The sequence below is a fragment of the Embleya sp. L77 genome (assembly GCF_055557415.1).
In genome coordinates this window covers 2165077-2186296 of the sequence record NZ_CM145709.1, presented here as the reverse complement: position 1 = coordinate 2186296, position 21220 = coordinate 2165077, and the positions used below count along the sequence as shown (strand labels likewise).

The following is a 21220-nucleotide window of genomic DNA, read 5'->3' as shown; positions in this document are numbered from 1 at the left end:
GTCCGGCGGTTGAGCGATGTGGCTCGGGTTGCGGGTTGGGTGGCTTTGCGGTGTCCTCAAACGCCGGACGGGCTGGAGTTGGCGTGACGGGCTTTTCGGCCCGTCCGGCGGTTGGGGTGGGCTTGGTCAGGGGACCGGGTGGCCCATGTCGGTGGTGATTTCGGTGGGGGTCAGGGGGCGGTTGTAGATGCGAACGTCGTCGATCAGGCCGGCGAAGTATTCGCCCCAGACGCTGTTGCCGCCGATCCGGAGTGCGCCGCCCGCGTCCACGATCGGGCCGGTGTGTGCGGTGGCTCCGACCTGGACGCCGTTGACGTACAGGCGCAGTGTGGTGCCGTCGTAGGTGGCCGCGATGTGCGCCCACGCGCCGGTGACCAGCGGTGCGGTGCCGTCGGCGTAGGTGTCGTTGTTGGTGCCGGTCGTGTTGATGGACGTGTTGGGCGCGGCGGTGCCGTTCGCGTACAGCGCGTAGGACAGGCCGCCGCCGCGTTCCTTGAGCAGGACGGTGCGCCAGTTCGTGATCGCCGTGGGTTTGACCCATGCCTCCAGGGTCATTCCGGTGGTGAGCGTGAGGCGGGCGCTGTGCGGCACCGTCACCATCGATGAAGTGCCGTTGAAGGAAAGCGCGTTGCCGGAATGGCCGGTGACCCAGGTGCCGCCGGTGACGGTGCCGTTGTTGCCCTGGCCGGCGTCGTCCGTGACGATCGTGCCGCTCGTGGCGTTGAAGCCGTACGCGGCCATCAGACCGGCCGGTGGTCCGTCGACCTCGCGATAGGTGGCGGTCAACGTGATCGGCGTCGCGGGTGCGGTGATGTTGTGCGCGGCGGTGCCGCCGTCCGACCAGGAGACGAATTCGTAGTTCTTGCCGTTCAGGGTCTGGGTCGTCGGCGCGGCGATCGAGGATGTGCCGCCCACGATCACCGTGCTGGTGAACGGTGCCGGGCGTTGCGAGGAGAACAGGCCCAGGGTCAGGCCCGGCGGGTCGGAGGCGAGCGTGATGTCCACGGTCTTCGGGTTCAGGCGCACGCTGGTGGTGCCGGTCAGGCCGCCGGAATCGGTGGCGGTCAGCCGCAGTTCGAGCCACGACGGATACTCGTGGTCGACCGCCGTGAAGGTGCCCGAGGCGCCGCCCTGGCCGGTGATCTGGTGCTCGTGGCAGTTGGTGGGCGTGGTGCAGTGATGCATGATGATCTGCCAGTTCAGCCCGGTGGCCGGGATGGTGCCGTCCTGCGGGTCGCTCGCGTGTCCGCTGAAGGCGATCGGGTCGCCCACCTTCCAGGTCAGCGTCGCGGTCGGGGTGTCGATCACCGGCGTCGGTGGTGCGTTGCCCGCCGAGATGGTGATCGGCGCGGAAACCCCGGTCAGGCCCACCGGATCGGTGACCCGCAGTCTGACGGTGTAACTGCCGGGCGTGGTGTACGTGTACGACGGGTTCGCCGCGGTCGAGTCGTCGAACGCGCCGTCGCCGTCCAGATCCCAGGCGTGGGTGAGGGTCTCGCCCGGGTCCGGATCGGTCGAGGCCGAGCCGGTGAACGCCACGGTCAGCGGCGTCGTACCGGTGGTGGGGGTGGCCGAGGCGACCGCGTTGGGCGCGCTGCCGGTGTAGCGGATCCGGTGGATCGCGCCGTCCTCGAAGCCGATGTAGTACACGTCGCCGTCAGGGCCGGTGGTCAGCTGGACCGGGTTCGCGTTGCTCACGAACACCTGGCGCGTGGACGGGTCGGGGAGTCCGTCGGGACCGGCCAGCATGCTCCACACGCAGCGCCGACTGTGGTCGGCGAAGAACATCGCGTTGCGGTAGGCCGCCGGGTAGCGCTGCCCCGAGTAGAAGGTCACCCCGGAGATCGCCGAGCCGTTGCCGGTCGGGCAGCCCTCGCCCGGGACCACCACGGCGCCGTGCCGGTAGGCGTAGTAGGGCGTCTTCACCGCGCCCGGACCCTCGGCGTACAGGTTGTTGCACAGGTTCAGGCCGATCGACTCGTAGCCACCCTGGCGGGCCGAGCCCTCGTAGCAGGGCCATCCGAAGTTGGCCACGGCGCCGGCGGAGGGCGTGAGCCGGTTGATCTCCTCCCAGGTGCCCCAGCCGACGTCGCCCACCCACAGCTCGTTCGTGCCGGGCCGGAAGCCGAACCGGAACGGGTTGCGCAGGCCGGCCGCCACCAGGCGGCGGGCGTTGGCGTCGGCGTTGCCCGCGAGCGGGTTGCCGGGTGCGCCCGCACCGGTGTTCGGGTCGATCCGGATGATGCTGCCGTTGAGCGCGAACGGGTCACTCGTGGTGCGGAAGTCCTGTGCGCGCAGCGCGCCGCCCTCGGCGGTCGGCGCGGTCAGTACGGTGCCGACCGCGCTGGTGCCGTCGGCACACGGGTTCGCCGGGATCGGATCCTTGCCCGGGATCGGGCCGCTCGCGGTGCTCTGGCCGTAGTCCGCCCAGTCGAAGCTGGCGCCGTCCCCGGCGGATGCGTAGAGATAGCCGTCCGGGCCGAAGGCGAGGCTGCCGGTGGCGTGCGACGGGAACTGCTGGCACCAGCCCTCGACCAGCACCTGCTCGGGGCCCGCGGTGTCGCCGGTCGCGGTCAGTTTGGCGATCCGACCGGTGATCAGACAGCCCTTGGCCTGCGCGCCGGGCGGGTCCGGGCAACCGTCGTCCAGACCGGTGGCGGTGCCCCAGTAGGGAGCCGAGCCGCCGGGGCGTGCGTCGTGCGCGTACATCACGTAGACCGACGGATCGGTCGGGAAGTTCGGGGCCAGGGCCAGGCCGAGCAGGCCGCGGTCCCAGAAGTTGTGCACCTTCGCCCGCAGGTCGGTGAACACCGTGGGCGTGGGATCGGTGAGCGAGTCGAACACCTTGACGACGCCGGATTTCTCGGCGACGAAGACCCGTCCGTCCCGGGCGAAGGCCACGTCGACCGGCTGGGTCAGGCCGGTGATCACCGAATCGTCGGAGAACTTCGGCGGCACCGTGGTGGCCTGCGCGGAGGCGGCACGCGCGGTCGGTGTCGAGCCGAACAGTTCCGGACCGGGTGGGCGGGACGAGGTGTCGGAGACGATTGCGGACGAGGCCGGCGATGCGCCGGCCGAGGGTATCGACAGTGCCAGTGAGGCGAGCAGCGCGGCGGCGCAGGCGAACCGGGTCCGGTGCCGGTTCACCCGCCGTCCCGTGCGTCGCAATCCTATGGAGCCGGACGTGATGGAACCGGACATGTATGTCCCCCTGTTCCCCCTGGACGCCCCACTGTTGTGGCGCCCCTTGTGCACCATAGGGCGACTCGGCGGGCATGCACCGACTTTTCGGTAAGCCCATGGCGCCCCCGGGACCGGCTCGGCAGGATCGTCCCGTGACCACTCGAAGGCGCGCGCGTTGTTGTGAAGAGGGAGCGAAGGTCGGCCCGGACCCGGTCCGCTCGACGGCAGGAGGTGGCAAGGTGGGACGCGGTACGGCGGGGGTATGCGCGGCCCATGGTCGGCCGCCCCGCCGCTCGACGCGTCGGTGCTCAACGATCTTGTCACGAACCCGGCGCCGGGTATCGGTGTGCCGGCCGCGCCCGGCACACTGATCACCGGTTTCCGCCCCCGAGTGCCCGGGCTTCGTCCCCGGCCGCACCGGTGCGTCGAGGAACCACGACGGGGAGCACAGGGAGTGGCATGAACGGCGGCGGCAGGCAACGGCCGGATGAAGACGGCGAAAAGCACGTCGAGGACGACCCGCTCGCGCCCCCGGCCGGTGCGCCGACGGACTCCGTCGGCGACTCGATGGACGCCTACGGCGATTCGATGGACTCCGTCGGCGGTTCGTGGGGTGACGACGCCTATTTGGACGAGCTGTTCGGGCCGCGTCCGGGCGCGGGTGCGCAGGGCGGGTCGCGGGGGACCGGGTCGGGTGGGGCCGGGTTCGAGCCGTCGGCGTCTGAGTCGGCGGAGTCGTCTGAGTCGGCGGCCGAGTTCGGTGCCGGGGGTGCGGCCGGGCCGCCCGCGTCGGGGGCCGCAGACGGGTTTCCGCCTTCGTTCGGGGAGTTCCCCGCGGCCTCGTTCGGATCCTCCTCCGCGCCTTTCCCCGCACACGCTTCCGCGCCTTCCTCCGCATCCTCCTCCGCACCGCGGCTCGGTCGGGGCGAGCCGATTCGGATCGACGACGACTGGTCGGACCCGGTTTCCGAGGCCGATCGGGGCGGGGCCGGGGAGACCACGCCGGGGGTGCTCCAGCTGATCGCGGGCGACCTGTTGCTCACCTTCGGCGGGGTGGACGGCACCGACGTCGGGCCGATGCCCGCCGGAGCCCGGTCGCCGCGCCCGTCCAGGCTGCCCGGTTCGGTGCCCTCGAGCGATCTGCCGCCGCTGGGACGCGGCGTCGAGATCGCCGAGCTGACCGGTCTCTTGCAGCGCGGCACGTCGGTCCGGATCGGTGGACCGTCGTCGAGCGGGCGCAGCACGCTGCTGCGCCACCTCGCCGCGCTCGATCCCGCGGGTGCACCGGACGGGGTGATCCTGCTCGACGGCCGGCGCCGCGGCCTGGACGACCTGTTGCAGCAGCTGCACGACGCGTGCTTCGCCGGGCCGGCGTACCGACCCACCCGCGAGCAACTCGTCGGGATCCTGGCCGGCGTGGCCGCGCTCGTGGTCGTGGACGACCTGGAGCTGGGCCAGGAGGACGTGGTCGAACTCCTGCGGATGGCACCCGAATGCGCGTTTCTGGTGGCCGGCCCGGAGGTGGTCGATCCGATCGTGCGCCGGGATTCGCCGCTGCACGAGATCACCCTGGGCGGGCTCCCGCAGGAGGCGTCCTTCGACCTGCTGCGGCGCACCGCCGGGCGCGAACTCGACGACGAGGAACTCGCCTGGGCCTCCGCGCTGTGGTTCCAGGTCGGCGGCCATCCGGGGCGGTTCGTCCAGGCCGGGGCGTTGCTCGCCCGGCGTGAGCGCGGGCGGGCCGGCTACGGGCTGCTCGACGACGGCGCGGCGGACAGCTCGGGCGAGTTGCCCTCGCCCGGCGAACCGAGGCAGTTCGTACCGCGCCTGGTCCCGCTGGTGTCCGCGTCGGCACAGCAGGTGTTGCGGCTGGCCTCGGCCCTGGAGGGCGAACTGCCGGACCCGGTACACCTGCCCGCCCTGACCGGCGCGGTGGACGCGGTGGGGGCCGCCGACGAACTGGTCGAAGCCGGGCTGGCGGCACACGAGTTCGGCCGGTATCGGCTCACCGGGGGCACCGCCGAGGCGGTCGCCGCGATCGTGCGCGGGCCGTCCTCGTGGGCGGTCGCGGCGATACAGCACTTCACCTGGTGGGTCTCGCACCCGTCGGTCACCCCCGCCGAGATCGCCCGTGAGGCGGATACGATCCTGGCCTGCCTGCGCGAGTCCGAGCGGCTGGGCAAGGCCGGTTCGGCGCGCGCGTTGGCCCGGGCCTCGGCGCCCGCGTTCGGCGCCTCGGCGCGCTGGGACGCGTGGGGCGAGGTGCTCGATCTGGGACTGTCCTCGGCGCGCGACGCGGGGGCCTCGGCGGCATCCGATCACGCCTGGTTCCGGCACGAGTTGGCCATCCTGGCGCTGTGCACGGGTGATCCGCAGGGCGCGCGCGAGGAGGCCGCCGCCGCGACCCGGATGCGCGACGTCGGCTCGGACAAGCGTGGACTCGCGGCGGACCGCCGGGTGTTGGCCCTGGCCGGCGGCGACCGGACGGTGGTCGCGGCGACCACGGAGGGCGGAGCCGGCGCGTCGCGCGGCGGGATCGGCCGGCGCGGCGTGCTGATGACGGCGGGTGCGGCGGTGGTCCTGGTGGCCACCCTGGCCGCGGTGGTCGCGATGGGCTCGGACTCGCCGGACAAGGGCGACCACCGCAGGCCGGTGGGCTCCACCGGCTCGGCGGCCTTCGACCCGAACACGCCCAACCGAGGCGCCGAGGTCGACCCCAAGGCCGACCGGGACAAGCCGGCTCCGCCGACCGGCAGCCACAAACCGGGCGCGACCGGGACGACGGCCACGACCACCACGACGGCACGGGAGACGACCTCGGCCACGACCTCGGCGCCGGCGAGCCCGCCGCGATCGTCGAGTCCGGCCAACTCCACGTCCCAGGGCAGCACTTCGGCCCCGGCAACATCGACGTCGGCACCACCGCCGACGGCGACCACGCCCCCGCCCACCTCGTCGGCCCCGGCCCTGCCACCGGCAGGCGTCGATCCGTTGTGACCCGGGCCGCCGATCGTCGTCGGATCCCGCGCCCGGGATCCGACGACGATCGGATCAGAACAGCTTGAGCTTGTCGTCCTCGGTGCCGCGCAGCGCGTTGTAGTCCAGCGTCACGCACGCGATGCCCCGGTCCACCGCGAGCACGCGGGCCTGGGGCTTGATCTCCTGCGCGGCGAAGACGCCCTTGACCGGGGCGATCAGGGTGTCCCGGTTGAGCAGCTCCAGATAGCGGGTGAGCTGCTCGACGCCGTCGATCTCGCCGCGGCGCTTGATCTCGACCGCGACGGTGGTGCCGTCGGCGTCCCGGCACAGGATGTCCACCGGGCCGATCGGTGTCGGGTATTCGCGCCGGATCAGCGTCCAGCCGGCACCGAGCGCGTCGAGCCGGTCGGCCAGCAGTTCCTGGAGGTGCGCCTCCACACCGTCCTTGACCAGGCCGGGGTCGACGCCCAGTTCGTGCGACGTGTCGTGCAGCACTTCCTCGATCGTGATGATCAGCTTCTCGCCGGCCTTGTTGATCACTGTCCACACACCGTCCCCCTCCTTGAGGGTGCACGGCGGACTCATCCAGTTCAACGGCTTGTACGCGCGGTCGTCGGCGTGCACGGACACGCTTCCGTCCCGCTTGACGAGGATGAGCCTGGGGGCGGACGGCAGGTGGGCGGTGAGTCGCCCGACGTAGTCCACGGAGCAATGGGCGATGACGAGACGCATACCCCCGACGCTACCGCCTCCGAAGCCCCTCCCTCCGCCATCCCCGAGCCCCGGGCCCGGCTCGTGTGACGCACCTCATCAACCACCCGACCGACTCGAAAGCGACGCATGGTTTAGCGTCGCGAACGCAGCGCGACGATGAATGGGGGCAGCGGCCGCATGAAGGACGACATACTGCGCGCGTTGGATCCGGGACGGGATCCGCAGACAGCCCGGGATCCCGTGTCGCCGCCGGCACCCGCGACCAGGACGAGCATTACGGCGGGCAAACCACTCCGGGTCACGCCCGAGCTGGTGCAGGCCGCGGCCACCGCGCTGGAGGGGCTGCGCGGCGAGTTCTCCACGGTCGCGACGCAGCCCGGCGAATCGGCCGAGAGCGCCGCGAGCGGCCTGCCGGGCTGGGAGACCGCGGCCGCCCTGCTGTATGTCGCGCAGCGCTGGCGCAGCCAGTCGGGCGACCTGGGCGCCGTGTTGTCCGCCGGAGCGGCGAAGCTCGCCGAGGGCGCGCGTACGTACAAGGAAGTCGACGAGCGGTCGGCCGACGAGTTCGCGGATTGGTGGTGACCGGCATGCCGACGATCGACCAAGTGCTGGACGCCAGGTTGGCCGGTCTGGAGCAGGCCGCGCTGACCTGGGAGCGGGTGGGCCGAGTGGTGAGCGACCTGGGCGAGCGATTGGCCGGGGACGTCACCCGCCAGGTCTCGGGCGCGTGGCGCGGGGGCACCGCCGCACCGTTGGCCCAGCGCGAGATCGGCCGCTCCGGCGAGCAGTTCGACGCCGCCGGTGCGGAGATCCACGCCGTGGCCCGGACCATGAGCACGGCGGCCGACCGGCTCCGCGACCTGCAGCGCAGGCTCGACGGCGTGCTTCAGGACGCCGCCGCCCGGAAGTTGGCAGTCTCGCGGGAGACCGGCGCGGTGACCTGGGGACCGTTGGAGCCCGTAGGCGGCGCACCGGCCACCCCCGAAGCGGTCGTCGCCTACCAGGCGGAGCGGACTCGGGCCGCCGCCGACCTCACCGCCGACATCACTCGGATCCTCCAGGAAGCGGCTCGAATAGACACGGAAACCGCCGCCGCGCTGCGGATGAACGTCGGAGGCGACCCGAAGGACTTCAACGCGACACCCGACCGGAGCATCGCGCCGGACATCGCCCGGGCCACGACGCTACTGCGCAAGCCCGACCTGGATGCCGCCGAATTGGAGCAACTCACCACGCTCTTGGCCACATACGACGGCGACGAGGTGTTCGCCGAGACGCTCGTGCGTGACCTGGGTCCCGAGCGGCTGCTCGGCGCGCAGACGACCCTGGTCTCCTGGCCCACCGGTGAGAGCTCCAGCATGGCCCAGAGTCTGCTCGGCAGCACACTCGCCACCGCGAGTCCGGCGCTGGCCAAGGACCCGGACTGGATGCACAGGCTGCTCGCCGCCGGTCGTGGCACGATCGCCGGGCCCACCGCCGGGCCGTTCGGGCGGTCCGGCGGTCCGGTCTTCGGCTACCAGAGCCTGGGGGTGCTGTTGCGGAGCGGTGTGTACGACCGGTCCTTCCTCGAACAGGTCGGCACGGACATGCTCCGGATGGACAAGGAAGGCGACCGAGGCAAGATCTGGATGCGTGTCCTCGCCCCGCCGGGTGGACCCCACTTCGAGGGGGCGTGGGCCTCGGACGGCACGATCAAGCTGCAAGGACTGGGCAACGAGGACGTCGGGTACGACCCGATCACCGGCCTGATGAAGGCATTGGCCAACAACCCGGACGCCGCGTCCTCGTTCTTCGCCACGGGCGGCGACGAGCGCATGCGGTATCTCCTCACCGAACGCGACCCCGCGGCCGACTCGGTCGCTCGCGACGGTTCCGGCAAGCCGTGGCGGTCCTCGGTCACGGCCACCGGCGACGCGCTCATCGCGGCGACCGGCGGCAGGCCGGTGACGGAGGAGATGGCCAAGGTGTTCGCAAGTTCGGTGCACGTGCTCGGAGAGCACGTGCCGCCGAAGAGCCTTGCACCGGAACTCGAAGCCGGCGTCGTCGAGATGGTGGGCAACAACATCCAGTCGGTGCACGCGACGATGAGCAATCCGACGGATAGGCGACAACCGATCCACGACCCGCTGTTTCCCGGTGCCCCTGATTACCTCGCTCCCGTGGACCGAAGCGATTTGGCCCGCGTCATCTCGGAGATCGCAAAGGACCCGGGCAGCCTGGCGGAACTGGTCGAGAGGGAGAGCGCGTTCACCGGGCTCGGCCTGCGGGCGATCGCGGAGCAGCATCCACCCGGTGTCACCGCGGAGGGCTTCCTCGGCGATTCCGCCAAGGTTTTCGGACTCTTCGACGCGGCGACGGCGCACAACATCAGCATCGATCAGATCACCGGCGACAAGGCTGCCAACGACAAGTTCGCGCTCTACACCAAGACCGCCGGGTCCATCTTCGGTGGTGTGGTTTCGCTCGTCGGCGACAACGCCGGTGACGTCATCGAACGCGGCGTCAATATCGGAGTCGAGTGGCTCGTGGCCAAGCATCAAACCGACACCTCGGATCAGGCTCGACGGCAGATCGCCCAGGTCTTCGGCAACGGACGCGAGTATGTGTTCGGTTTGTCGGACCAGTGGCTCAACGCCACCGGCACGAGGATCCCGGTATATCAGGTGGATTCCTCCTATTCGTCGGGCGGCGAGATCCTGCGCAGTGCCCTCGGATTGGAGCCTTGATGCCACCGATCGGTCGCTGCGTCCTTGCAGTGGTGGGGGTGATCGTCCTGAGCGGGTGTTCCTCGGACGGCGCATCATCCGTCGTGGGGACCCGGAGTTGTAAGGGACTGGTCGATACCAAGGTCGTCCGGGACCTGCTGGGGTCCGGTGAGATACAGCGCGAAGGAGGGGGAAAACTGCTGTTTCCTCAATTCGGCGACCAATGCAGCGTGCGCATGAAAGACGGCGATCGAGAGAAGTCCTTCACCTTCACCTTCGGTCCCAGGACGATTCGATCGGAGCCGACGGGGGAGGAAATCGAGGCTGAGCATGCCGTCCCGCTCGGACGCGGATTGGTGGGATTTGCCGGCGACCGCTGGGCATGGGTGCAGATGCCGCCGTGTCTCGAGGGCGGCCCGATGACCCAGGGCGCCTTGACCGCCACACTGATCCCGCGAGCCGACGAACCGGTGGCACCCGCCAGACCCGGAAACCGTGCTCTCCTCGTCGACACCCTCGTCCGGATCGCCAACGCGGCCCTGGACAAGGCCGGTTGTACCGCCGGGCGGCTGACCGGGTCGTAGGTGGGTTCGGCGACCGTTCGCTCTGGAGCAACGTGTGTCGGATGTCCTACGGTGAGTCGGGAGACGGTGCGGGCCGAGCGGATGGGCGTTCGGGCGTGTCGTGATCGCTGCATGGGCGCCATCTGCCAGGTACGAGACACGACCCGAACCGCCGGGCGAACTTGCTTATGCCCCGGCCGGAAGGAGCACCGATGTCGCTCGATGTGCCCGCGAAGCTGTTGGAACAGGCCGAACGCGGTGACGTGGACGAGGCCGAGTTCGTCGACTGTGTGCGCACCTCGCTGCCCTACGCCTGGAATCTCGTCTCCTCGCTGGTGACGCAACTCCAGGTGGATGGCGGCCCGTTCGCGGACAATCAAGTGCCGCCCAGCACCGAGACCGAGCGCGGGCAACTGCTGCGCGCGTTGGCCTCGGATGCCATTCGCGGCTCGATGGAACGGCATTTCGGCGTCAAGCTGGCGTTCCAGAACTGCCACCGCGTGGCGGTCTTCCCGGTCGAGGGTCTGGACGCGGACCGGTACGCCAAGTTCACCTCCATCCGGGGGCAACTGCTCAACCAGTCACCGACGTTGCGCGACTGCTGAGACCGCGGCGAAACCCTTCGGCGGCGCGGGCGGGCCTGGACGGCGTGCCCGCGTCTCCGCATACCCGCTCTTCTCGCGCCCGCCGGAGCCCCGGCCGGCTGCCGGCCGGTCTCGGCCATCCCGCACGCCCGCACCCCCTCCCACGCGAGGAGCAGTCCATGGGCATCACCCAGCCGGTGCACCGATGGGCCCAACAGACGCCGGAGCGCACGGCCGTGATCGACGGCGCCGCGGGTACCACATTCCGCGAACTGCGCGAGCGGGTGGCCGGGTTCGCCGGCGCGCTGCGCGGGCTGGGGGTCGGGCCGGACGACCGGGTCGCGATCCTGGCCCTGAACTCGTCCCGCTACCTGGAGTGTCTGAGCGCGATCCCGTGGGCCGGTGGCGTGCCGAACCCGGTGAACATCCGCTGGAGCGCGGCCGAGGTCGCCTTCTCGTTGGACGACTCGCAGACCTCGGTACTGATCGTCGACGACACGTTCGCCGGTCTGGTCCCCGGGCTGCGCGCCGCCTCGTCGAGCGTGCGCGAGGTCGTGCACATGGGCAACGCGCCGACCGGACCCGGGATGCACGACTACGAGGCGCTGCTCGCCGCGGCCGAGCCGATCCCGGACGCGAACCGCGGCGGCGACGACCTCGCCGGGATCTTCTACACCGGCGGCACCACCGGATTCCCCAAGGGCGTGATGCTCTCGCACGACAACGTACTCGCCTCCGCGATGGGCGGCCTGATCGTCACCGCGGCCTACCGGCTCGCCCCGGACGCCCGCGTCCTGCACGCGGCCCCGCTGTTCCACATCGCCGGGTTCGGCGTCTCGCTGATGACCTCGATCGTCGGCATACCGCAGGTGGTGCTGCCCTTCTTCGACCCCGAACAGGTCGCCGCGACCATCGAGCGCGAACGCATCACCGAGGTCTTCCTGGCCCCGACGATGCTGCAAATGATGCTGGAGCACCCGAAGTTCGCCGACCACGACCTGTCCTCACTGCGACTGCTCACCTACGGTGCGTCCCCGATCACCGCCGCGCTGCTCGACCGGGTGCTCGCGGCACTGCCCGGCACCGCTCTGATCCAGGCCTACGGACAGACCGAACTCTCCCCGCTGGCAACCCTGTTGTTGCCACGCGACCATCTGGACGCGGATCCGGCGAAGCTGCGCTCGGCGGGCCGCCCGTGCTTCCACGCGGAGGTGCGGATCGTCGGCCCGGACGAGCGGGAACTCGCCCGCGGTGAGGTCGGCGAGATCGTCTCGCGCGGGGACCACGTGATGCGGGGGTACTGGAATCGGCCGGAGGAGACCCGCCAGGCGTTGCGCGGCGGCTGGATGCACACCGGCGACCTGGGCTTCATGGACGCCGAGGGCTACGTCACCGTGGTCGACCGGCTCAAGGACATGATCGTCACCGGCGCGGAGAACGTGTACAGCGCCGAGGTCGAGAACGCGGTCAACGCGCACCCGGACGTCGCGGGCTGCGCCGTGATCGGCCTGCCCGACCCCGAGTGGGGCGAGCGTGTGCACGCCGTCGTGGTCCTGCACCCGGGCCGCGAGCTCACGGCCGAGCTGCTGCGGGCCCACGTGAAGACGTTGATCGCCGGTTACAAGGCGCCCAGGAGCGTCGAGTTCGTCGACGCGCTGCCGCTGACGGCGGCCGGCAAGGTGCAGAAGTCCGTGCTGCGCGCACGAACGAACCAGCCGTGATCACGACCATGGAGGGAGACCTCCGCGTCGTTCGATCCGGCCACCGGCAAGGAGCCGGCCCGCCACCCGATCCACGACGCCGAGCACGTGTGCGCGGCGGTGGACCGGGCCGGCGCGCCGGACGGACCCGACCGGACACCTCCGGGCCGTCCGCCCCGCCATGCCCGGCCGGTATCACTCGCGCCCGACTCGAACGAACTCTCGACAAACCCGCGCCCAGCGGGCACGATCGCGGCTTATGACGTTGACCCGGGGCATCGTGACGTACGCGGCCATCGTGACCTTGTGCGCCGAGGCGGTGGCGGCGGTCGCCTGTTGCGGCGTGGTCGCGCCGATGCTGGTCCTGCGCGTCACCCGGGACCGGGAAGTGGACAGCCGGCCCCTGGTGAGCGGCCTCGGCATCGCCTTCTTCGCCCTGCTCGGCCTGGTGATCGTGATCTGGTCGGTGTGGGCGGTGAACAATCTGCGGGAACGGCTGCACACCGGCTCGTCCTCCCGGGTCGGCCTGATCGGCGCGGCCGGCCTGCACGTGGCGGGCTCGGCGGTCGCGCTGCTCGTCCCGCTCGTGCTCGCGGTGACCCTGCCGGCGCTGGCGCTGCTGCTCGCGGCGACCTTCGTGACCCGCTCCCGGCGCCCGACCGGTCGGCGGATGGCCACGGGTCGGGACGCGGCCGCCGCGCGCGGCTCTACCGTCGCCGGGTGATCCGCCGTTGCCCGCGGCTGTTCCAGCACGGGCGATGCCAGTGCCGACGCTCCTCGACCCGCCCGTCCGCGGACCACGCGACCACGTGCGGGACGCCCGGCGGGATCTCGTGGTCGCATCCGGGACATCGATAGGTCTTGGTCGCCGCCTGACCGCTGATCGGACGCACCAGCCATTCCCCGTCGGCCCCCGACTCGCGCTCCTCGAAGCCGAGGCTGGGGTCGCGGGGCTCGTCCCGGTCGACGGTCCGGGCGCGGCTGGTGGGCTTGTTACGACGCGGCACACAAAAAGGGTACGGGTGCACGCGGTGCGTACGCCCGTACCCCTCTCGTACTACTTACTTCCGGCGTTCCGGCGTTCCGACGTCCCTGCCTCCGGACGTTCCGACGTCCCGGCCTCCCGGCGCCTGCGCCGGTCCGGCCGCCCTACCGCTTCGCGTAGTCCCGGAAGCCGCGACCGGTCTTGCGGCCGAGATAGCCCGCCGTCACCAGGTGCTCCAGCAGCGGCACCGGCGACCAGCCCGGCTCGCGGAACTCGGCGAACAGCACCTTCTGGATGGCCAGCGAGACGTCCAGCCCGACCACGTCGAGCAGTTCGAACGGACCCATCGGGTAACCGGCGCCCAGCTTGATCGCGGTGTCGATGTCCTCGGCCGTCGCGTAGTTGGCCTGGAGCATGCGCACCGCGTCGTTCAGGTAGGGGAACAACAGCGCGTTGACGATGAAGCCCGCGCGGTCGCCGCAGTCCACCGCGTGCTTCCGGGTCCGGCGACAGACCTCGTGGATGGTGGCCACCACGTCGTCCGTGGTGGCGACCGTGCGCACCACCTCGACCAGCTTCATCACCGGCGCCGGGTTGAAGAAGTGCATGCCGACCACGTCGCCGGGCCGCGAGGTGGCCACCGCGCAGTCGATCACCGGCAGCGAGGAGGTGGTGGTGGCCAGGATCGCGCCGGGCTTGCAGATCTCGTCGAAGTTCTCGAACAGGGCCTGCTTGACCGACAGTTCCTCGACCACGGCCTCCACCACCAGGTCCGCGAAGGCGAGGTCGTCGAGCCGGGTCGAGCCGATCACCCGGGCCAGCGCCTCGGCCTTGGCCTCCTCGGTCAGCCGGCCGCGCTGGATCTGCTTGTCCAGCGAGCGGACCAGCGCCGTACGCACCCGCTCGACCTTCTCCTGGCTGCGCGCGACGTAGACCACGTCGTAGCCGGACTTGGCGAACACCTCGACGATGCCCGTGGCCATCGTCCCGGTGCCCACCACGCCCACCGCGCGCACCTCGCGCGCAGTACCGGCGACCGCCGCGGACTCGCCGGCCTCGGCGACCACGACCGGCGAGCCGGCCTGCTCGTAGGTGTAGAAGCCGCGACCGCTCTTGCGCCCGAGCAGGCCCGCGGTACGCATCTGCTTGAGGATCGGCGCGGGCGCGTGCAGGCGATCGCGCGACTGCCGATACATCTGCTCCAGGATCTCGTACGCGGTGTCGATCCCGACCAGGTCGAGCACCGCGAGCGGGCCCATCGGCAGACCGCAGCCGAAGCGCATCGCGGCGTCGATGTCCTCGCGCGTGGCGTACTTTTGCTCGTACATCGACGCCGCGTGGTTGAGGTACGCGAACAGCAGCCCGTTGGCGATGAACCCGGCCCGGTCGCCGGCCACCACCGGCGACTTGCCCAGCCGCTCGGCGAGGGCGACGACGTCGGCGAGCACCTCGGGTTCGGTGACCACCGTGCGCACCACCTCGACCAGCTTCATCACCGGTGCGGGGTTGAAGAAGTGCAGTCCCACGACGCGCGAGGAACGCGCGGTGGACACCGAGAGCTCGGTGACCGACAGCGAGGAGGTGTTGGTGGCCAGGATGGTCTCCGGGCCACAGATCTTGTCGAGCCGGGCGAAAAGCTCCTGCTTCTGCTCCAGCTGCTCGGGTATCGCCTCCAGGACCAGGTCCGCCGCGGCGACCGCGTTCAGGTCGGTGCCGAGGGTGATGCGATCGAAGATGTCTCGCTGCTGGTCCTCGGTCAGCTTCCCGCGCGCCGTGGCGCGGGCGGTCGACTCGGCGATCCGGGCCCGGCCGCGCGCGACGGCCTCGTCCGAGACGTCCACTCCCACGACGGTGATTCCCGCCCGGGCCAGAACCTCGACGATGCCGGCGCCCATGGTGCCCAGGCCGACCACGCCGACCGTGCTGATGTCACGGGTCATCTGCTGTGCTCCTCGCTGCTGAAATGGCGTCTCCCGAGCGGGAGTACGCCTTGGTTACTGCGAAGTAGTACCGCGGGGTTCCAGGAGTATGGCAGCCCCTGTCGGACAGGCACAGGCCGGTGGGATGTGCCGTTCGCCTCGGTCCGTCCCGAATGGGTGTTCGGGTGTGCGCTCGGGCATTCCGGTCGACGGTCGTCGGTCGGCGGTGGGTGTGATCGTCGGCCCTCGACCCTCGGCCCTCGGTCGTCGATCGGTACGTGGTGGCCGCCCGTCGGTGGTCGTCGGTCGGCCGCCGGTGTGCCCTGCCGATAGCCGCCCGGTCGGGCGGAAAACCATCAGCGGTGAAGGATTACCTCCGAGGTCCTTCGAGCGTTGTGTTGTCGTGGGCGCCCCGCCCCACGTCCCGTTCCGCCGCCGTCGGCCTCGTCCGGCCGCTGGGCCGACGGGGACACGACGAGGAGGACGCGATGAAGTTGGGCATCTTCCTGCTGGCGGCACAGTTCGACGCGGGCGATCACGGTGAGGTGCTCACCGCTGCCATGGACGCGGGAATCGCCGCGGAGGAGGCCGGGTTCGACGAGGCGTGGATCGCCGAACACCATTTTGTGCCGTATGGGTTGTGCCCGTCGGCGGTCACCTTCGCCTCCATGCTACTGGGGCGTACGCACCGAATCGGGGTGGGGACGGCCATCAGCGTGCTGTCGAACCAGCATCCGGTCGCTCTCGGTGAGCAGGCCGCCCTGCTGGACCAACTGTCCGGAGGCCGATTCACCCTGGGCGTCGGGCGCGGCGGGCCGTGGGTGGACCTGGAGGTCTTCGGCACGGGTCTGCGCCGGCACGAGGAGGCCTTCCCGGAATCGCTGGACCTGCTGATGCGCTGGCTCACCCACCAGCGGGTGGGCGCGGAGGGCGAGCACTTCGCGTTCCGCAAGGTGCCGGTGGTGCCGCGCCCGCACACCTACCCGCACCCGCCGGTGATCGTCGCCTGCACCTCGCGGGAGAGCGCCTCGCTGGCCGCCCGACACGGTCTGCCGATGCTCCTGGGCATGCACGCCGACGACGCGGAGAAGGCCGCGATGGTCCGCACGTACGAATGCGCCGCATCCGCGTGCGGCCGGGACCCCAAGGCGGTCGAACACGCCGCCGCGAGCGTCGCCTACGTCGCGGACACCCACCGCGAGGCCGCCGACACCCTGCGCCACGCGATGCCCCGGTGGCTGCGCCGGGGCCTGTCCGCACACGTGACCGTGGACGACCGCCAGCGCCACATGCGCGACCCCGCCGAGTACACCGACTTCCTGTGCCGCATCCACCCGGTCGGCTCCCCGACCGACTGCGTCCGCAGCCTCTCCCGCACTGCCGAACGCACGGGCATCACCCGCTTCCTCCTGTTCACCGAGGGCGCGGGCGTGCCGTCGACGACATTGGAGAACGTGAACCGCTTGGGGAAGGAGGTACTGCCGGAACTGGCGCGCTGAGCTCTCGGCCCCGAGGTGAGTATCCGGCCCCGCGGGGAGTGCTCGGCTCCGCGGTGAGTACTCGGCTCCGAGCCGAGTTCGCGGCTCCGAGGGGAGCGGGGGCGACAGAGCCCTGGCCTGCACGTCGCGGCTTCGCTCGCCCTGAGCTCAGGGAGTCCGCCCGGCACCGGGCCCTGCCGAGACGCCACCTTCCCCTTCGGGCAGTCGCTCCAGACAGGGGCTGGAAACCATGATCCGCGCCGATCACAAATTTGGTCCGATTGCTGAGGCTTTCACTCCCGGGATTCCAGTACGCACTATGGCCGTGTGCGTCCCCGCGCATGGTGTCGGCGCCGAAAGCTGTGTCCGGCGTCCGGTTGTGGCGCGATCGGGGGCTTGGCGGCGTCGATTGGAACGGCGTGAAACACGCTATGGATCGGTTGGTGGGCAGCACAAGCCGATCCGGAGCGACGGCGGGAGTTCGATGGCGGTCCGGAATCATGGGCTCCGATGGGTGCCCGACGATAGGCTGACAAATTGTTGCGGAATTCTGGATTCCGCAACAGCCCATCGCCCAGGAAAGCCAGGGTTCGGTGGGGTTGTTGCGTGCTCTGCCCCGATTGGCCTGCGGTCGAGATTCCGGCAGGGCCCATGCCTGACCCTCGACCCGCGCGGCGACCTCCGGTGGGCTCGAATCGCGTGCGTGCCCGATTCCGGTGGGCGGTCCGCCCTGCGACGGGGTCCTGTCTCGGGTGGGTGCGGTCGGGGCGGGTGGTCAGGCTTCGGTGGGCTCCTTGGTGGGTGCGGTGTCTCGGTTCCGGGGTTGTGGGGCGGGGCGGCCCGGGAGGAGGAGGCAGAGTGGGATGGCGGCGGCGGTGGAGGCGGTGGCCCACCAGAAGGCGTTGCCGAATCCCGAGGCCAGGGTGGCTGGTGTGTGGGCGCCGGTGGTGGTGCGCTGCAGGATCACGGCGAGCAGGGCGGTGCCCGCCGAGCCGCCGATCTGCTGGGCGACGCGGCTGATGCCGGAGCCCTGGGGGATTTCCTCGGGCTCCAGTCCGACGAAGGCCGCGCCCATGATGGTGATCATGGCGGCGCCCAGTCCGATGCCGCGCACGAACAGCACGGCCATCAGTGCGGTGTTGTCGGTGGAGGCGGTGACGAAGCCGAACGGCACGGTGGCCGCGCAGGTGAGGGCGAAGGCGGCGATGGCGACCGGGCGCGGTCCGAAGCGGTCCATGTACCGGCCGGCGAGCGAGCGGGAGAGCAGCGTGCCCACACCCTGCGGGATGAGGAGCAGGGCGGCGCCGAGGGCGTCCTCGCCGCGTACCTGCTGCCAGTACAGCGGCAGCAGCATCATGGTGCCGTACAGGGCCGCGCCGGACAGGAAGACCAGCACCGACGAGGAGGCGAGGGCGCGGTGGCGGAACAGCCTCACGTCGATCAGGGCGTCCGGTCCGCGCCGCAGCGCCCAGCCGAGGTAGCCGAGCAGGAGGGCGAGCCCGGCGGCGAGGGGCAGCCCCACGGTGAGGCTGTTCGGCCCCTCGGAGCCGCCGATCCGGGTCAGGGCGTAGATGACGGCGGCGATGCCGGGTGAGAGCAGCAGCACCCCGACGACGTCGAGGCGAGGGCGGGGACCGGGCTGGTCCCGGGGCAGGTTGCGGGCGGCGAGGTAGGCGCCGACCACGCAGAAGGGCACGTTGAACAGGAAGATCCAGCGCCAGTCGCCCAGGCGCAGGATGACGCCGCCGATCACCGGGCCGAGGACCGGGCCGAGGGCGGTGGGCACGGTGATCAAGGACATGACCCTGCCGATGTTGCGGCCCTTGGCCGCCTGCATGATCAGCGAGGTCATCAGCACCATCATGATGCCGCCGCCGAAGCCCTGGACCACCCGGAAGACGATCAGGCTCGGGGCGTTCCAGGCCATCGCGCACAGCAGTGACCCGACGAGGAACAGGCCCAGCGCCGCGATCCACAGGCGTTTGCCGCCCAGGGCGGCCTGAAGCCGGCCGACCGTGGGCATCACGGTGGCCAGGGCCAGCAGGTAGGCGGTGCTCACCCACTGGACGGTGGCCAGGGAGGCGTGCATCCGCCCGGCGAGGTCGTCGATGGCGACGCTCATGATCGTGGTGTCGAAGATGACCGCGAGCGCGCCGATGATCAGGGTGAAGGTCATGCGCCGCAGGGCCGGGTCGATGCGGTCGGGGTCTGCGGCAACGAAAGGCCGAGCGCTGTCGGCGTTCATGAATGCTCCTTAAGATAACGTGTCTATCTTATGGAGGTCAGGGTAGGGCGCTAGAATAAGATAGGCAAATCTATCCAAGGGAAGGTTGCGGATGACGGAGCGGCGCCGCGGGGCGGCACTGGAGAAGGCTCTCCTCGATGCGGCCTGGGAAGAGCTGACCATCCACGGCTACGCCAAGTTCACGATGGACGCCGTCGTCAAGCGCGCGGGTACCAGCCCGCCCGTCCTGTACCGCCGCTGGTCCGACCGCGACGAACTCGTCCGGGCCGCCATCGCGCACACCCTGAAGGAGTCCCGCCTGGAGATTCCCGACACGGGAAGTCTGCGTGGGGACGTCCTCACCCTCATGCGGGCGATCAACGCCACCCGCGTCCAGCTCGCGACCGTGATGATCGCGCACCTGGCCGCCTACTACCAGGCGACCGGAACTCGCCCCAGCGACCTGACCGATCCGCTCACGACCGGGCGCAAGGAAGCTGTGGACACGCTCTTCGACCGAGCCGTCGAGCGCGGTGAGGTCGACCCGGAACGTCTCACCGAGCGCATCAAGTCCCTCCCCTTCGACCTGTTGCGGCACGAATTTTTGACGACCTTCGCCCCTGCGGACGATCGTGACCTCGAGGAGATCGTGGACGGGATCTTTCTGCCTTTGGTGCGGTGATGCGCTCGGCTGGGTTGGGCTGGTTCGCCTCATGCGCCGGCGGGGCTGGGTGGCCTCATGCGCCGGCCGGGCTGTTTCGCCTCATGCGCCGGCGGGGCTGGGTGGCCTCATGCGCCGGCCGGGCTGGTTCGCCTCAAGCGCTGGCGGGGCTGTTTGGCCTCAAGCGCCGGCGGGGCTGTTTCGCCTCAAGCGCCGGCGGGGCTGAGTGGCCTCAAACGCCGGCCGGGCTGTTTCGCCTCAAGCGCCGGCGAGGCTGAGTGGCCTCAAGCGCCGGCCGGGCTGTTTCGCCTCAGGCGCCGGCGAGGCTGGGTGGCCTCAAGCGTCTGCCTCGCTGGGTGGTTGGGTTTTGGCTTGTGGGTGGGTCAGTTCGTGTAGTAGTTGGTCATCAGGGCCGTTGACCATGCCGGCTGGTGGAGGTTGCCTCGGGGGGCGAATTCGGTCAGGTAGGGCTTGAGGTCGAGGACGGGGGTGTTGTCGATGGCGTCCAGGCCGCGGACGTGGATGGTGAGGTTGTCGACCTGTTCGATGGAGCATCTCGATACCGCCAGGCGGTTGGGGCGGTTCTTGCCGCGTTGGGCGAAGATGCCGACCCGTGGCCAGTCCGGGTTGCCGCGGGGGTGGCGGGCGCCGGTTTCGATGGCCTCGTCCGGTACCCGGGCGAAGTGGAAGACCACCTACAAGTGGGAGAAGTCGGACAGGACGGCCGGCGCCTCCGGGCCGAAGCGGTCGGCGTCCAGGTGGATCACCGAGGGCACGTCTCCCCAGTGGTCGTCGAGGGGTTCCACGCGCGGGCAGGACACCCACCCGATCGGGCGCAGGGTGATCTCCGCCGCCGGCCCCGTCGGCTCCGGCTGCTCCATCGGTGCCATCCTCCGTCCTACGGCGTGAGCTCCAGTGCGTGCACGACCAGTTCGGCCAGTGCGCCGACCGCGCTTTCCCGAACTCGGGCGTCGCATTCGGTCATCGGGGTGCGCGGGCTGATCGACAGGGCGTCGCGCAGATCCTCCTCGGGATAGCGCGGTGCGTCGTCGAAGAGGTTGACCGCGACCACGAACGGGATGCCGGAGCGCTCGAAGTAGTCCACCGCCGGGAAACTGTCCTCCAGCCGCCGGGTGTCCACCAGGACGATCGCGCCCACCGCACCGCGCACCAGGTCGTCCCACATGAACCAGAACCGGTTCTGCCCCGGGGTGCCGAACAGGTACAGGACCAGGTCGGATTCCAGGGTGATCCGGCCGAAGTCCATCGCGACCGTCGTGGTGCGCTTCTCCGGCAGGCCGGACAGGTCGTCGACGTCCTCGCTCAGCACCGTCATGACCGATTCGGTGGTCAGCGGCGGGATTTCCGAGACGGCTGCCACCAGCGTGGTCTTGCCGACCCCGAAGCCGCCCGCGACGACGATCTTCGTCGAGGTGATCGGCGGCCCCTCGCCGATCCGCCGACCGCCGGCACCCGCGGCGGGCAGCGGGATGGCCGGGACCTCGTCGCCGAGTCCGGCGAGTCC

General features: G+C 70.7%; 17 protein-coding genes. 9 read left to right on the top strand and 8 right to left on the bottom strand.

All coding sequences use genetic code 11. The features are described 5' to 3' along the window. Nucleotides 1-126 precede the first annotated feature (126 nt). On the bottom strand, nt 127-3147 hold the full coding sequence (locus tag ACZOOI_RS08810) for a LamG-like jellyroll fold domain-containing protein (protein WP_465280190.1): 3021 nt from the start codon (nt 3145-3147) through the stop codon (nt 127-129). A 1044-nt stretch (nt 3148-4191) separates the two neighbouring features. Here ACZOOI_RS08810 and ACZOOI_RS08805 point away from each other — a divergent pair. Beyond that, nucleotides 4192-6180, top strand: coding sequence for a hypothetical protein (locus ACZOOI_RS08805; protein WP_465280189.1), 1989 nt, complete (start codon nt 4192-4194; stop codon nt 6178-6180). Nucleotides 6181-6234: 54 nt separating this feature from the next. Here ACZOOI_RS08805 and nucS read toward each other — a convergent pair whose 3' ends face one another. Beyond that, on the bottom strand, nt 6235-6894 hold the full coding sequence (gene nucS, locus ACZOOI_RS08800; protein ID WP_465280188.1) for an endonuclease NucS: 660 nt from the start codon (nt 6892-6894) through the stop codon (nt 6235-6237). A 159-nt stretch (nt 6895-7053) separates the two neighbouring features. Here nucS and ACZOOI_RS08795 point away from each other — a divergent pair, with 159 nt between their 5' ends. From ACZOOI_RS08795 to ACZOOI_RS08770, 6 genes are all read left to right on the top strand, one after another. Next, nucleotides 7054-7458, top strand: a complete 405-nt coding sequence (locus ACZOOI_RS08795; protein ID WP_465280187.1) for a WXG100 family type VII secretion target — start codon at nt 7054-7056, stop codon at nt 7456-7458. A gap of 5 nt (nt 7459-7463) precedes the next feature. After that, nucleotides 7464-9602, top strand: coding sequence for a hypothetical protein (locus tag ACZOOI_RS08790; RefSeq protein ID WP_465280186.1), 2139 nt, complete (start codon nt 7464-7466; stop codon nt 9600-9602). A gap of 38 nt (nt 9603-9640) precedes the next feature. Further along, on the top strand, nt 9641-10165 hold the full coding sequence (locus ACZOOI_RS08785) for a hypothetical protein (protein WP_465280185.1): 525 nt from the start codon (nt 9641-9643) through the stop codon (nt 10163-10165). Nucleotides 10166-10356: 191 nt separating this feature from the next. Beyond that, complete coding sequence (locus ACZOOI_RS08780; RefSeq protein ID WP_465280184.1) at nt 10357-10749, top strand: SCO5389 family protein; 393 nt, start codon at nt 10357-10359, stop codon at nt 10747-10749. A 158-nt stretch (nt 10750-10907) separates the two neighbouring features. Then, nucleotides 10908-12449: a long-chain-fatty-acid--CoA ligase gene (locus ACZOOI_RS08775; protein WP_465280183.1), complete on the top strand. Its 1542-nt coding sequence runs from the start codon at nt 10908-10910 to the stop codon at nt 12447-12449. Nucleotides 12450-12687: 238 nt separating this feature from the next. Further along, entirely contained in the window at nt 12688-13152 is a 465-nt protein-coding gene (locus tag ACZOOI_RS08770; RefSeq protein ID WP_465280182.1) for a hypothetical protein, read from the top strand. On the opposite strand, the gene ACZOOI_RS08765 is transcribed toward ACZOOI_RS08770, so the two are convergent. Continuing rightward, a complete protein-coding gene (locus ACZOOI_RS08765; protein ID WP_465280181.1) occupies nt 13136-13435 on the bottom strand; it encodes an ATP/GTP-binding protein in 300 nt (99 codons plus the stop codon). The genes ACZOOI_RS08770 and ACZOOI_RS08765 overlap by 17 nt on opposite strands. A 142-nt stretch (nt 13436-13577) precedes the next feature. Then, on the bottom strand, nt 13578-15353 hold the full coding sequence (locus tag ACZOOI_RS08760) for a 3-hydroxyacyl-CoA dehydrogenase family protein (protein ID WP_465280180.1): 1776 nt from the start codon (nt 15351-15353) through the stop codon (nt 13578-13580). Nucleotides 15354-15820: 467 nt separating this feature from the next. Here ACZOOI_RS08760 and ACZOOI_RS08755 point away from each other — a divergent pair, with 467 nt between their 5' ends. Continuing rightward, the gene (locus ACZOOI_RS08755) at nt 15821-16831 is read left to right on the top strand and encodes an LLM class flavin-dependent oxidoreductase (RefSeq protein WP_465280179.1); all 1011 of its coding nucleotides are present in this window, start codon (nt 15821-15823) and stop codon (nt 16829-16831) included. Nucleotides 16832-17585: 754 nt separating this feature from the next. Here the strand turns inward: ACZOOI_RS08755 and ACZOOI_RS08750 are convergent. After that, the gene (locus ACZOOI_RS08750; RefSeq protein ID WP_465280178.1) at nt 17586-19055 is read right to left on the bottom strand and encodes an MDR family MFS transporter; all 1470 of its coding nucleotides are present in this window, start codon (nt 19053-19055) and stop codon (nt 17586-17588) included. 91 nt (nt 19056-19146) lie between these two features. Here ACZOOI_RS08750 and ACZOOI_RS08745 point away from each other — a divergent pair, with 91 nt between their 5' ends. After that, nucleotides 19147-19716, top strand: coding sequence for a TetR/AcrR family transcriptional regulator (locus ACZOOI_RS08745; RefSeq protein ID WP_465280177.1), 570 nt, complete (start codon nt 19147-19149; stop codon nt 19714-19716). A gap of 362 nt (nt 19717-20078) precedes the next feature. Here the strand turns inward: ACZOOI_RS08745 and ACZOOI_RS08740 are convergent, their stop codons facing one another. The 3 genes from ACZOOI_RS08740 to ACZOOI_RS08730 are packed head-to-tail and all read right to left on the bottom strand — an operon-like array spanning nt 20079 to nt 21187. Then, nucleotides 20079-20390 (bottom strand): TrmO family methyltransferase domain-containing protein, encoded by a 312-nt coding sequence (locus ACZOOI_RS08740; protein WP_465280176.1) that lies wholly within the window; start codon nt 20388-20390, stop codon nt 20079-20081. Beyond that, nucleotides 20391-20576, bottom strand: a complete 186-nt coding sequence (locus tag ACZOOI_RS08735; RefSeq protein WP_465280175.1) for a hypothetical protein — start codon at nt 20574-20576, stop codon at nt 20391-20393. Between the two features lie 17 nt (nt 20577-20593). Continuing rightward, nucleotides 20594-21187 carry a GTP-binding protein gene (locus tag ACZOOI_RS08730; protein ID WP_396007093.1) on the bottom strand — a complete coding sequence of 198 codons (594 nt, stop codon included), beginning with the start codon at nt 21185-21187 and terminating at the stop codon, nt 20594-20596. Between the last annotated feature and the right edge of the window lie 33 nt (nt 21188-21220).